The 15,455-nt window shown below is 36.4% G+C and carries 7 protein-coding genes; 1 reads left to right on the top strand and 6 read right to left on the bottom strand.

The features are described 5' to 3' along the window. Positions 1–87 precede the first annotated feature (87 nt). Positions 88–1,056, top strand: coding sequence for a helix-turn-helix domain-containing protein (locus tag HEQ28_RS01175; protein WP_434503369.1), 969 nt, complete (start codon positions 88–90; stop codon positions 1,054–1,056). 110 nt (positions 1,057–1,166) lie between these two features. Here the strand turns inward: HEQ28_RS01175 and HEQ28_RS01170 are convergent, their stop codons facing one another. The 6 genes from HEQ28_RS01170 to HEQ28_RS01145 all read right to left on the bottom strand — a co-directional run bounded on the left by HEQ28_RS01170 (position 1,167) and on the right by HEQ28_RS01145 (position 15,437). Next, positions 1,167–3,635, bottom strand: coding sequence for a glycoside hydrolase family 2 TIM barrel-domain containing protein (locus tag HEQ28_RS01170; RefSeq protein WP_434503368.1), 2,469 nt, complete (start codon positions 3,633–3,635; stop codon positions 1,167–1,169). Beyond that, positions 3,636–6,584, bottom strand: coding sequence for a TIM-barrel domain-containing protein (locus HEQ28_RS01165; protein WP_434503367.1), 2,949 nt, complete (start codon positions 6,582–6,584; stop codon positions 3,636–3,638). Between the two features lie 132 nt (positions 6,585–6,716). Beyond that, positions 6,717–10,841 (bottom strand): hybrid sensor histidine kinase/response regulator transcription factor, encoded by a 4,125-nt coding sequence (locus HEQ28_RS01160; RefSeq protein ID WP_434503366.1) that lies wholly within the window; start codon positions 10,839–10,841, stop codon positions 6,717–6,719. 64 nt (positions 10,842–10,905) lie between these two features. Beyond that, complete coding sequence (locus HEQ28_RS01155) at positions 10,906–11,511, bottom strand: GIN domain-containing protein (protein WP_434503365.1); 606 nt, start codon at positions 11,509–11,511, stop codon at positions 10,906–10,908. A 48-nt stretch (positions 11,512–11,559) separates the two neighbouring features. After that, positions 11,560–13,296: a cellulase family glycosylhydrolase gene (locus HEQ28_RS01150; protein ID WP_434503364.1), complete on the bottom strand. Its 1,737-nt coding sequence runs from the start codon at positions 13,294–13,296 to the stop codon at positions 11,560–11,562. 8 nt (positions 13,297–13,304) lie between these two features. Next, the gene (locus HEQ28_RS01145) at positions 13,305–15,437 is read right to left on the bottom strand and encodes a hypothetical protein (RefSeq protein WP_434503363.1); all 2,133 of its coding nucleotides are present in this window, start codon (positions 15,435–15,437) and stop codon (positions 13,305–13,307) included. Between the last annotated feature and the right edge of the window lie 18 nt (positions 15,438–15,455).

Raw genomic sequence — 15,455 nt, 5'->3', positions numbered from 1 at the left:
TACCTATTAAAAGTAACACAAAAATAGCAATACAATGGCTATAAATTAGTATATTTGTCGAGTAAATTATTCATTAAACTATAAATCATGATGTTAGAGAATAATAGTCAAGAATCTCTTCAACTCCCATTTGAGTATCATTATGTACCAGATCTAGATGATACATCTATACAGCCAGGTGACATTGTCTCTATAGACAACTCCATGGGAGTGGTAATATGTCTATGTACTAAAGGTAGTATAGATATAAAGTCTGGGCTAAACGATTATAGTATAAAAGAAAAGGAAATGTTTTTTTATTCTCCTGCCGGATTCTTACGTGTGTTCAATGTTAGCGATGACTTTAAAGGACTATTGATAAAACCAAAGTTAGATTTTATACTACCTCTGATTTCCAATCTTCTTAATGTAAGAAGTCAAATGTATATACGCGATAATCCAAAACTAACGATGACAGACCAGCAATACGAATATATTTCTGGTTTATTATCATCTATAGAAGAACGAATTAATAATGAGATTTCTTCTGAAATGGATGAACGTAGACGTATGGTCCTTACCGAACTTATAAAATCACAAGCCAGTACATTGTTTTATGAGATATTAAACCAGTATCTTATAAATCAACCTATAGAATTGTCTGCACCAGACAGAAATGATGAAATCATGCAAAATTTTATTGTTTCACTTGATCTACATTATAGAAAAGAAAGAAATGTTGCCTTTTACGCAGCAGAACAATGTCTTTCTTATAGCTATTTCTCTGAGATAATAAAAGCAAAGACTGGTGTAACTGCTCTGAAATGGATTATAAGTCGCGTAATAATAGATTCAAAACAAATGTTGGAATTCACCAACATCAGCATAAAGGAAATTGCTGACAGACTGAATTTTCCAACACAGACTTTTTTCGGTAAGTACTTTAAGCAGTATGTTGGAATATCACCTAAAGAATATCGTAAAAGATGCAAGAATCGTAAAGGAGATGTTAGTGCCAACAAAATAGAAATTGATTTATATAATTATCTAAGGGCTAATAAGCAGGATAATGATTAATAACTATTATTGATTAGAAAAGAATCTCCATAATAACTACATTACTTATTATCATAAGAAATCGTGCATACATTCACATGTATGCACGACTATACAAAAAATGATACTAATTAATAACTAATATTGTTAATCTTTATATATCCATCTTTTAAATCAACAGCCCTGCCAGTAAGTTTTATCTCACCTGAAGTATTAGAAGTCCTTAAAACAATCATGCAACGTCCGAAGAATGCTTTACGGTTATTCGCCTTAAAACGCTCCATTGATGTTTGACTTCCATTATCAACACCTGCAATAGAGGCTTCGCCATTTACATTAAAGAATATCTGATTATCAGCCCAAGGACAAAGGTTATCGTCTTTGTCTACAATTTCAGCATTAACGAAAACCAATCCTCCATGAGTGTTTGAACTACGGTCGGCAGTAAGTCGTATATGATCGGGTGTGCCGGCAGTATGTATTGTCTGCTCACGCACGATGTTTCCATTCTTTCTTGCTACAACTCTCACTTCACCAGGTTCAAACTTGACTCTCCACATGACGTGATATTCATGCGGCTGCTTATGGCGCAGACCCTGACTGACATTATTGACAAACAATTCTACATCGTCAGCATTATTATAATAGCACCACATATCTATAGTCTGTCCAGGAATCCAATTCCAATGAGGGAATAGATGCAACACTGGCTTTGAAGTCCATTCACTCTGATACATATAATAAATATCCTTAGGGAAACCGGCTAGGTCTATAATTCCAAAATAACTACTTCGTGCAGGAAAACGATAAGGAGTAGGTTCGCCGATATAATCCCATCCAGTCCAAATGAACTGACCGCTCACAAAAGGAGTGTTTTTCACTACATCCCATGTCTGCTCATGAGTGCTACTCCAAGAGGCGTGCATATTATCGTATGCGCTGCACATGAAAGACGGGTCAGTATATGGAAGCCACCATTCTTTTGGTGCCTTATAAATGGTATCACTTGGCATGATATAGTTTCCACGAGTCTGCAATGCAGATACCGACTCTGTCATAATAAAAGGTTTACCCGGGAAATTATGTAGCACATCCTTTATATTACCTATATGATAATTATATCCTATAATATCCAATGCTCCACTCTTAAACAGATTGTTGTCTGGAGAAGGTTCATTGCATCCTGAGGTTACGGGGCGTGCGGGATCCAAATGCTTCACTATATCAACCAATCGGCGTGTGAGTTTTGAATTAATACTTAACTCTTTTCCACCAAGTGAAGAAGCATCATGAGAAGCATTAAGTATCAGGTTTGCCTGCTCTGGAGTTAACTTATCTGCTGAAGCAGAATTCCACTGTTCAAGCACTTCGTTTCCAATGCTCCACATGATAACAGATGGATGATTACGATCACGAACGACCAAATCTGTCAAGTCACGTTCAAACCATTTATCAAAAAAACGAGCATAATCATTCTTCGTCTTCTTTTGATGCCACATATCAAAGCTCTCATCCATGACGATGAAACCAAGAGAGTCACAAGCATCAAGTAACTCAGGGGCAGGTGGATTATGCGAACAACGTAGGGCATTGCAACCCATTTCCTTTAGAATGGACAATTTTCGAATGATAGCATCCTTATGTATTGCAGCGCCAAGACATCCTAAATCATGATGATCGCACACACCATTTATTTTCATATTCTTTCCATTAAGCCAAAAGCCGCTAGCTGCCTCAAACTTGAAAGAACGGAAACCAAATTTCGTTGTATAAGTATCAATAACTTTCTTTCCACGTAAAAGTTCTGTTCGCAAAAGATACATATTCGGACTATCAACAGACCAAAGAGAAGGATTGTTAATTGATAGGCGCTGCGTGTTTACTGTAACAGTATCAGCTTTAGCTAATGAAGCAGAAGACGCAATTGATAAAATTCGTCCATGAGAATCAACAATATTATTGCGCACGATGATTTTCTCTGACGCATTGCAGGTGTTGTCTATACTAACATCAATATTAACAACACCATTCTGTAAAGCTGTAACAAAAGTTCCCCAATGAGCAACGTGGATATTACCTGTCTCTACAAGATATACATTACGGTAAATGCCACATCCACTATACCATCTACTGTTTGGCTGGTCAGAATTATCTACTCTTACCGCAACGACATTGCCATTCCTTTTGACATAGTTAGTTATATCATATCTGAAACTGCTATATCCATAAGGTCGTGTACCCAATTCTATGCCATTTACATATACGGTGGAATTCATATACACGCCATCAAAATCAATATAATATCTTTTGGCTTTTGAGTAATCGTTTATATCAAAATGCTTACGATACCAACCTATGCCACCAGGTAATGCTCCGCCACTCTCTCCAGATGGATTTGTAGCAAGGAAATCACCCTCAATAGCCCAGTCATGCGGCAAAGTAAGTTGTCGCCAAGAAGAATCTTTATAATCAGATAATGACATACCTGTAGAATCAGCCAATTTAAATAGCCAATTGTCAACAAACAACTTATTTTCTACAGCTGAAACCTTGACTGCAAATAGTAATGCCAATAATAATATAGTTGACTTATGTCTCATTTATTTCAATTTTACAGACAAAGATTTTCCTGTATATTTAACAATAGTACCAGAAATATTGTCAAAGTCCAATGCATTAGCAACTGTCTGTCCCTTACGATGATATACTATATTAAAACGGCGATTCTTAACCATACCGTTATAACTACCATAAAGGTCACTTATTACTAAGGTATTCGTCTTATCATTATATGTAAACTTAATAGTAGAATAGTGACCTTTCTCATAATTATAATTAGTACCTTCATCTTCATAGAGAGTGAACTCACCATCATGACCTTGATATACATACAGATTAACAAGTTCGGCAGGCTTTTCATCACTCCACTCCATATCAGGACCAAATGGAATTATTGAACCTTCTGGTACGAATACCGGAATCTTATCATAAGGAGCATCAGCATCAATCGTCTGTCCACCAGCATAGTATTTATTTGTGTAAAGATCATACCATCCTCTCTGCTTTGGAAGATAAACCTTGCGGCTGCGAGCTTTGTACACACCAACTGGACAAGCCATTAAAGAAGGGCCAAACATCCACTGATTTTTAATATCATAAACATTGGTATCGCCATTAAAGTCCATTACAAGCGGACGCATAATGGTATAATCATTAAAATGAACAGCACCAGCCAAACTATACATATATGGCATCATGCGATAGCGCAGTTTGTCATAAGCTACAATGGTCTTGTAAGCAGGATGACTCTCTGGTGCTATATTCCAAACCTCACGCAAAGGCCATTGTCCATGAGTTCTATATAAAGGTATAAAGCATCCAAACTGATTCCATCTGGTCTGAAGTTCTCTCCATTCTTTCAAATCCTCATTTTCCTCACCTGTTTTATCATACAACTGTTGTGCTGCAACATAACGATTTTCTACACAGAAACCTCCTTGATCCATACCCCAGAAAGGAAGTCCGCTGATACTATAGTTCATTCCCGCTGTCATCTGAGCACGCATATCCTCCCAGCGAGTACCAATATCCCCACTCCATGTTGCTGTGCTGTAACGCTGTTCACCCGCAAATCCACTACGTGTGAGAAGAAATACACGCTGATTTGGATTTACACTGCGCTGACCATTATATATTGCATCGGCATTTACAAGAGAATAAGCATTGAAATACTTGGTAGTAGAACCTAAAGCGGTAGAACCGCTGAGAGCTTTGCGATACCACATCGGAGTACAGTCTCGTACATTTGGTTCACTTGCGTCCATCCACCATGCATCTATACCGAATTTATATTTACTATAAAGATTTTTGTCCATCTGACGCCAGAACATCTTACGGGCACCTGGTGCATAAGCATCATAGAATGAACCTAAATATCCTAACCAGTCATAGATAGAATCTTTCACTGCCTGATGATACATCCAGCCATTGGCATCCAACTCCTTATAGTTCTTTACACTGCTATAGAATTTGGGCCAAACAGAAATCATAAAACGACCGTTAAGAGCATGCACACTGTCAAGCATTGCCTGTGGATTAGGATAACGAGAAGACTCAAAAGTATGATCTCCCCAAGAATCAGTCTTCCAATAATTCCAATCCTGAACGATATTATCAATAGGAATGTGGCGCTTGCGGAATTCACTTAAAATAGATTCTATATCAGCACTGCTCTTATAACGCTCACGACTTTGCCAGAATCCAAGTGCCCACTTAGGATAAACCTGTGCTTTACCAGTAAGAGTACGGTATCCAGAAATAACATCATCGAGATTTTTACCTGCGATAAAATAATAATCCATATCAGGAGTCATCTCGCTCCATATACTTAGCTTTCCCTGTTCAGCCTCATTACGTGGAGAGGCGGCACGAAGTCCACAATAACTCACGTCTCCGTCAGGATACCAATCAACGAGCAACTTTGCTTTAACACCTTTGTGAAGAGGCACTGTGAATTTATATGAATTGGGATTCCATGCAGTACGCCAACGCTGAGGAACAACTTCCTTTCCGTCAACATATACCTTCATATACCCAGCATAATACAAAATAAAACGATATAAATTATCTACAGGAGATTCTATGTATCCCTCATAAGTTACATGAGAACCATTAAGCTTAAATCCTTTAGGCAGACATCCTACACCTAAATCTTTCCCAGCTTTAGCTTTAGCCAACTCTGGAAGTGCGAACTCATAATATATGCTATCTTCGCCACGAACTAGTTGATAACCATCTTTCTGGGTATATGTACCCGTTAAAGCGCCTTTATTTCCATCTTTGTCATAAAGTGTAAAGAGGTTGTTGAGTTGTTTGTAACCATCAGGATTACCAAAACGGCAATAGCTATAACTATCCCAAAGCAATCCGTAATTATGGTTACTTACAACAAACGGCACACTTACTTTAGTATTATATTGGAACAAATCTTCATTCTTACTCTTCATATTAAGTTCCTCTGACTGATGTTGACCCAATCCATAGAAAGCCTCATCGGCAGGACTATCAAAAAGAGCATGCCATGAGACACCATGCTTTTGAGATTCGGTGAGATGACTGTCAACACCAATTTCACGTTCCGGAACAATAAACGGTGAAAACGTTTTTCCACCAATATTACTTTCTGCAAGAATAGTTTTTCCCTTTGTATCTTTAAAAGCAACACGACCAGTATTCTCATCAACAAAAGCCTTGATATTGGAAGTGGCAACAATGACATTCCCACTATTTTCTATAACCTTAAAATTTGATTTTGCATTCTGAGGCACAATAATCAAACTTTGCTTGGGCTTGAATACCGATTCATTTGTAGACTCTACACGTATAATTTTGTCGTCAATAACTTGCAGACGAACAATCTTTGCACCATGTGCCGTTTGTTTTTTTACATTAATCGTAATGAAGTTACCATGTTGCGTATATCCTGCTGAATATACAGAAGTGTTACATAGTAACAAGGCAACAGATAATAAAGTTTTTGCGATTTTCATTTCATTTCAGGTTTATTGATTCTACGGCAAAGATACTGTAAAAATCAATCAAACAGATAATATAATGTTAATAAAACCCGATACTATCTTATCACAACCCTGTTTAAATGTTTCAAAAACGTATATATAATGTTATCTATCCTTTTCAAACTTATGTTTATACTGAGAAGGAGTAACTCCATACATCTCAGTAAAGTACTTTGAAAAATAGCGTGGATTATTAAATCCTACCTTATAAGCGATTTCACTTACACCTTGCTGACTTTGCCTTAATAACTGTTCTGCATGCTGCAACCTGATGGTACGAATAAACTCAGAAGGGGTTGTACCGGTTACTGACAATAATCGTTTATATAACTGCACGCGTGACATATTTAGGTCAGCACTTAACGTCTCTACACTTATATCGGTATTGTCGAGATTATCCTCAACATACTTTGTAGCATCATTAACCATTTGCTGGTCGACAGAAGTAATCTCCAGTTGCTTTATTTTAGGTTTGATAAGTTTCTGTCTTGGTCCCTTATGCCATTTAATGAGGTTCTGTATTTTCAAGTTTAGCAAGTCCATATTAAAAGGTTTGGTGATATAATCATCAGCACCATTTTCTAATCCTTCGATCTTATGCTCCTGAGCCATCCTAGCAGTAAGAATTATAAATGGAATGCCACTGGTATTTACATCAGACTTCAATTCTCTGCAAAGTTGATTTCCATCCATTTCTGGCATCATCACATCCGATAAAATTATGTCTGGTTTCTTTTCAGCCACGAGTTTAAGTGCCTCTATACCATTATGAGCGACTCTGACATTATAATCGGTCGACAAGACCTCTGTCATAAACGATAGAAAATCATCAGAATCATCAACAACAAGAACATCTGATTTTGCAAGGCTTGCATATACTGGTATTGCAGGAATATCCTTTTTGTTGACATTCTTTTCATCATGATTTAAAACCAATCTAACTTCTTCGTTGCTTTTTTCAGAAAGTTCTTCAGTCCGAACTACTGACTGTATAGAATCATTATGTATAGGAAGATAAATAACAAAAACAGCACCTCCACCTGGATTATCTGAAACAGACAATGTTCCGCCATGCATATCAACAAACGTCTTAACAAGACTCAAACCAATACCACTACCGCCATAGGTTTGTCCTTTCTCTGAATGAACCTGATAGAAACGGTCAAAGACATGCTTCTTCTCTTCGTCATCAATACCTTCACCAGTGTCACTTACCTTAATTTCAAGCATATCTTCTTTCGTTCCTTCAGAATCGTTATTATATATAACACGCATTGAAACATCAATACGTCCTCCAGATGGCGTGAACTTATATGCATTAGACAGAAGATTGTTCATTATCTTTCCTATCTTGTCATCATCAAAAGACATGAAGAGATAACCAACAGATGAATAGAATGTAAGCGTAATATCCTTACTTACCAGTTGGTTAAAAGTATTACAAATGTTCTTAACGAATTCCACTATATCACCTGTAAGCAGATTCAGTTGCTGCTGATTTTCATCCATCTTGCGGAAATCCAATATCTGATTTACCATATTGAGCAGCCTTGTTGCATTTCGCTGAATAAGTTCCAACATATTCTTATTGTCACCGTCAGTCTCATTTTTTATCATGTTATTCAATGGTGAAATAATGAGAGTTATTGGAGTGCGCAACTCATGGCTTACATTAGTAAAGAAATTAAGTTTCATCTCATCAAGGTGCTTACTTTGTTCAGCATCTCTCTTTACCTGTTCTATCATGAATTTTTCCTTTTGTCTTCTAAGAAATATAATCTTAGCATAATACAATAACACAGCAATGAAGACTATATAAAATAGTATCGCCCATATTGAAAGATAAAAAGGAGGATTTACATGAATATCTAGTGTGCTAACTACATCACTTTGTGTTCCGTCACGGTTTACAACTTTTACCTCAAGTTTATAATCACCCGAAGAAAGATTGGTAAACGACACAGCAGGCTGTCCATCAGCGGTAAGCATCCATTTGTCACTGAATCCTTTCAAACGATAAAGAAATTTGCTCTTTTCTGGTATTGAAACATTGTCAGATGCAAGCAATATCGTAAAGGCATCGTCAGAATGATTTAGCGTCAAGGAACCTCCGTCACGCAATGCCTTATGCAGAATTACCCTTCCGTCGCTTTTCTCTCCTACATCAACAGGCTTGTCATAAAGTACAAAACCGGCAAACAATGCACGTGATTGCCTAGAACTTCTTTTAGTTTTTTGTGGTGGAATTATATTTATACCATCCTGACCGCCTACCACAACGTTACCATTATGACACAGAAAAATGGCTCGGCTATTAAACTGCCTGTTTTGCAAACCATCTATTTCATTATAATTTGTGACAAAATAATTCCATTTACCATCCTCGTTTGTTAATACGATATGAGAAACACCCTTATCCGTAGCCACCCAAATTGTATTGGCTAAATCCTCTATTAGAGAACAAGCCACAAAACTCTGCGAACCAGGGAAAAGGGATATTTCATTCAACAAATCACCTTTTGACTCATAAGAAGAAAGACCTGAAGCCGAAGCATTCCATACAATTCCACGTGAATCAACTAATATCTGATTTATTGATGATGCTGAAAATAAATGCCCGGAACGTGTCGTGTTGTATTTGGTAATCTTTCGAGTTTTTATATCTAACACCGAAAAGCTTTGTGCATTTCCTATTACGATATTACCCTCTCCATCAAAAGAAATAGATAATATAAAATCGGAAAGTAAACCTGAATTATGGCTGTTATAAGTAGTAAACTTACCGGAAAGAGTATTTAAAAACTGCAAACCACCACCAAGGGTTGCAATAACGATATTGCCATTAGCATCAGTTTCTAAAGCCCAAACATTATCATTAGCAAGAGAATTAGGCTTTCCCGTAGCACGATAAGGAGTGAAACGACCATCCTTATAATGAGTCATTCCTCCATTGAATGTACCAAACCACAAAGACCCATCCTTAGCGATGGTACTGCTTATCACTGCATCAGAACCAAGTCCTGTTTCTCCACTTCTATAATGATGCATTACACCTGTAAGAGGATTATATACAACAATTCCTTCATTATTTGTTCCACACCAAAGATTACCAGAATTATCTTCCACTATAGTGCAGACATCACCTAAATATATAGTAGAGAATTTTGAATCTTCGGCTGAATAAAATGCTACTCCATTCTTATATGTGCCTATCCATAACGCACCATTATTATCAAGAAACAGATTTTGTATTGTATTATCAGGAATACTCCCAGAATTAGTTTTGTCATATTTATATGACTCACTAATATGATTACGTGTATCAAGCATTAACATTCCGTCATGATCTGTTGCTATCCATATCCTACCAATATTGTCAGTTACAAGATCTTTGACTAATATATTATTGCAGTTAACTCCCTTAATACCAAATTCATTTATTAACTGCGAAACTGAAGCATACCACTTTTTGTATTTTAAGCTCCATACAACAGTATGTCCTAAATATGAAACCCAAATATTACCATAGAAATCAACATATGTACTATGAGACATCAAAGCACCTTTATGCAAATTAAAAAGGCTTTTATTCACCCATTCAACCTTAAGATTTTTACTTGACAGTTTAGCCAATATACCATTATTATAAGTGATAATAACACCACCTTTACATTCTGTAATACACGACACCATTCCAGAAGGCAAAACAGAAGATCCATTACCATTCTGTTTGAATAAAAAAGATTTGTTTTGACCAGCCTTATTATAATAAACACCTCGTCCATTAACTGCCACCCACATATTTTTATGTGAATCTATTTCCACCCAGTCAGCAGTTCCATTCATTCCCATTGTCTGCATAAGTTGATTAGAACTTGGATTGAAATTTTCGGTATCACTCATATAAACGCAATACCCAACAGCAGTGTGAATCCAAAGATTTCCATTGATATCTTCCTGAATACGGTCAACAGCATTATTAGGCAATGAAAGATCATTGCCATATTTATAAAAAAAGTTTTTGAATCTAAAACCGTCAAAACGATCTAATCCAGATTGTGTTCCAAACCAGATATAACCTTTTGAATCTTTAAAAACACAATTGACTTGACTATTTGATAAGCCTTGATGGGTTCCTAAACGAAGAAAGCTAACATTATTTTGTGCTTTAATGGTAAAACAGGAGATGCTAGATATAAGTATTGCTAAAACTGCTAGTAAGTGCTTCATGTGTATATATTATATACTATTAGTTCGCAAAGATATATAGTTTTTCGTTTAATTCCAAATCAAACTAAGTTTTTTTCATACCAATATTCCGTTTTTCACCACCAATATACCTATAATGTTTCACTTTCCCCAGAATCTGTACATGAGAAACTTTGTTAGTATTCAAAAATAATTCATCACAATCAGTCATAATACTTGTAAACATCGAATTATTAATAGTAGCATCTGTCCTATGTGAAATTATTTTAGAATTAATTTTTACAACGTTTATTTTATCAAGATCTAGGGAAAATGTCTTTACATTAATATCATTTCCATGTACTGTCACCATCCCACATCCTGATAATTTAAGACCATCAAGATAGGGGGTTGTAATAACTACATGTGTACTTTTTTTCACAGGATAATCTGAATCAAACGATAATTTCAAAATTCCATTATCAGACACTACCCGTTGAGCATCCACATAAGCTTTTTGACCATCTATAATAACACTATATTCATGACCGATTTTTATATCTACAGTCGAAGCGCAAGATATATCAACTGACTTAAAAGAAGAGACATACTTCTTTTCCTTAATTTCAGAAGTATCACCCAAAATTACTCTTTCTTTTTCATTACCCGTAACAACAAGTTTATTGTTCTTATTGCCACATGAAACGAACATCAACGCTAATAATGCACATATAAAAATCGTCCTGAACATAGTATTTTATTAGTTAGGCCATTTTGCAGAAGACACTCCTTCGGAAATTCCCCCCATAGCAGGAGTATTCCAAAGAGATATCGAACTGCGATTTATAATACTCATATTTGGAATACTACAACTATTAATATCCCAAGCAAAAGGTACAAGACCACAATCACCAGCATATTGGAAAACAGTCTTATACCATGACTTAAGTGTAGCATTAAAAGTAGTATTATCTTTCTGCCAATTTGCGCCACACTCTCCAACAATAACAGGTATTTTTTTATCAACAAAGTTGGTCTTCATACTTTCAAACTGAGCTTTTACTGATGCTGCATCATTCCACGTATCAACTTGACCGCTTGTAAAATTCCATGGATCATAATAATGTACTTCGACCATTAATCTTTCAGGCTTACTATCTGTAGGCATAGTAAGATAACTACATGTAGAACTTATATTAGTACTCGGACCTTGAACAACTAATACACGTGAGGTATTGTTTCCACCTGTACTTCTAACAGCATCAACAAATGCCTGATTATAACGCTCCAATATAGGGGTTAATTCCTTATGATGAGTATTAAACAAATTATATTCTTGGAAAGGTTCATTGAGTCCTGCAAAAACAACATGCTCATCATAATCCTTAAAGGCATTAGCTATGTTAGTCCAAAGTTTCTTCAATTTGTCTGATTTTGAGACAATAGTAGCCTCGTCTACAGCTATATAACTATCACGTGATGCACTAAAACCATCTACCTCTATCCAACCGCCATCCCAGTGGTCATTAATGATGACATACAGACCATCGGCAACACAGTAGTTTACGATTTCTTTTACCCTGTTCACCCAGGCTTCATCAATAGTCATATTATCAGCATCTACGATATGCCCCATAACCCAAGAAACAGGAATACGAATACTTTTAAAGCCTTGTGCCTTAACAAAATCGATGATTTTTTGAGTGGTTTTTGTTGACTGCCATGATGTTTCAGCACTAACACCACCATTATTAGTAAAGTTGTTTTTGAAATCGCCACCTTCCATTGTGTTACCTAAATTCCAACCAGGATACATTAACTTAGCTACTTCCATAGCAGAAAGGTTCATGTCACTAACCTGTGTTCCTGCATCTTGATTGACAATAACAGCCTCAGTTATGCTAACATCGCCTTTTGTCAATGTAAAACTGATCTGTCCTGAACGAGCACTACCTATATTTTTACTAGCGACAAACTGATGAGTATAATCTTTCATGTTTGCGCGAGTAGTAACTTCGGTTAACCAGTCAGAACCAACAGTAACAATATATGCATTATTAGCTTGAAGTTTAACATCAAAATTACTAGCATCAGAACCAACAGAAACCACTTTTGATGACGTAATTATCAAGCCTTCTGTTGAGGTTTCGCTGATAGACACAACACCAGTTTCAGAACCTGCAGCTACAGATATAGTAGCAGTCCTATCATTATACTCCGAATTCTTTTCAGTAGAAACAAGGAACTTATAAACTGTCTTAGACTCAGATGTCTGTTGCGTAACCTTCACCCAACTTGCGCTCGAAGTAAGTGTGGGTTGTTCTTTTGCTTGAACATAAAGGTAGGTATCACCACCAGTTTTAGAAAATTGAAGTTCAGACTTAGAAATAGTAAATTGTGTATTAACTATACTATCACTATCATCTTTAGAACAAGAAGTAAGACTAATCATGGCTAAAGCCATGATTAGTATATTAATAATTTTATTATTTTTCATACACATAATTAGTTTTTACCTGGGACTGTAACAGAATTGATATGCACTTTAACTTTTGAAGGATCAGAAAGTTCTTTCCAAAGGTTATACAACTCTATAGTCCATACAACAGCACCTTTAGCGTCACCATTGATAGAGGCAAACACAGTATATGTACCATCACCAGTTACTGTAGTACGTCCAAAAGTGCTACCACCCCAATATGACGGACTCCAATCAGCATCAGCATAACTAAGTTCTGTAAGATAACTCTTAGAAGCTCCGTCAATTAGATTTCCATCAATACCACTGATAGTAAAGTTTACAATCATGTTACCAACGAAAGACAACGCTGACGCATTAGTTCCTGCGGTTTTGGTACTTCCATATTCATTGTATATCTCAATACGTCCATCAATACCTTTACCATCTTTATTTGCAAAAACTGTATTTGAATAATCCATTTCAAAACTTGGGTCTACATCAAATTTAATACTTTCAACGTCGACTTTTACCTGTGAAGGATCAAGAAGATCATTACTTAAATTTGCAATATCAACACAGAATACCATTGCACCCTCAGCAGCAGATGATGTTTCCATCCATACAGTATATGTACCATCACCAGTTACGTTTGCATCGTATTTATCACCTGGAAACTTACTGAAATGTGAAGGGCTCCAATCTGCATCAGCATATTCCAAACCTGCGATATGACTTGCTGCAGCACTAGGCTTGAGGTTATCTTTAATACCTGTAATTTTGAATGTAACTACCATATTTTTAGAGAACTTCACCTGAGAAGGATTTATGCTAGGATCCTTTGCGGAACTACCATATTGATTATAAAGTTCTATACGAAGATTGCCATTACTTTCTATATCACCAACTATCAGTTTATCAGAATTAGGTTTTATTACTGGTGACAGCCTAACAGAGCGTACAGCCAAGCCAAGGCTGCGCTTAGACAAACCAGAAGTTGCGTTTCCTGAAGAAAGCTTAAGAGTATTACTATAATCTGTAGCTATAGAATAGTTAGAACCTGTCCAATAAAGGCCTTCAGTTCCTGCGCCATTAATTGTAGAAGCATTACGATAACCGGTATATGGCATGAAGATACTATTACCGTTTTTTGCTTTAAATAACACACCTGTAACACCATTTACTGTTTTTACTTCCTGTGTGGTACCTGCAATCAATTCATCCATTTGTGCCTTTGTCGGCATTGTACTGTTCATTATTGCATTACCATCAATATCAGCAGCGTTAACAATATCATTCTCTGTACCAAAGATATCACCTGTAGGTGAATAATCAAGAAGATATTCACTTCTATTCAGTCCTGTTTTGTCACCATATCCAACAAGAGCACCCGTCTCCTGTTCTTCCTCTGCACCAATATTGCATTTTGCCCAAAGCACAGACAAGCCTAAATCAACATACTCCATGTTTTGTTTTTCTGCTTTAAAACTCTTAGTATCACCATACACTAAGCCATCTCCGAGCTGGAAATAAGAAGTATAATAGTATGTCATACCAGGAATAAGTCCTGTGAGAACTTGAGATATGTTATTACTAGTTGCAGTTATTGGATAATCAACTCCCTTCTGCACATTAAGCTCAGAGGACGATATTTTGAATCCGTAATGCATCTCTGTTGTTCCCTCGACCATAATTCCGTCAAGACCAGTAGTCTGAGCTGTTATAGTAGCTTTTGTTGCGGTTATTCCAGTTGCTCCACCTGTAGCAATCTTTGCGTCGGTAGCAACAAAACTCTTAACATCACCATATTTGGTAACTTTACCTTCAAGAGTAACATATGTTGCATAATAATATATTGTACCCTTTGTCAGACCATTCAGATTAGTCGTCACCACCCCCACAGAGTCTATTGAGCCTGAAGCTTTTGTTCCTGCAGTAGTAGGATCAGGGTTAGTACTATATACCACACCTATACTATACGAGGCAGAATTCTGTTTTGTTAAATCCAGAACACGACCTGTTGTAATTGCTGATTTTGCTGTCACTGCTGCATCACCAGTTTCAACTGTAGTAACGATATCACCGGTAGCAATGCTGTAATCATCTTCGTCACTACACGAAACGAGCGTCGCAAAGCTAATAGCCATAATCATTACACTTGCAAAATATTTAATTTTCATAATTGCGATTATTTTACG

The sequence above is a fragment of the Prevotella sp. genome, from assembly GCF_051059605.1.
Lineage (GTDB): Bacteria > Bacteroidota > Bacteroidia > Bacteroidales > Bacteroidaceae > Prevotella.
The sequence above is the reverse complement of the archived record's forward strand: the minus strand, read 5'-3'. Positions and strand labels throughout refer to the sequence as shown.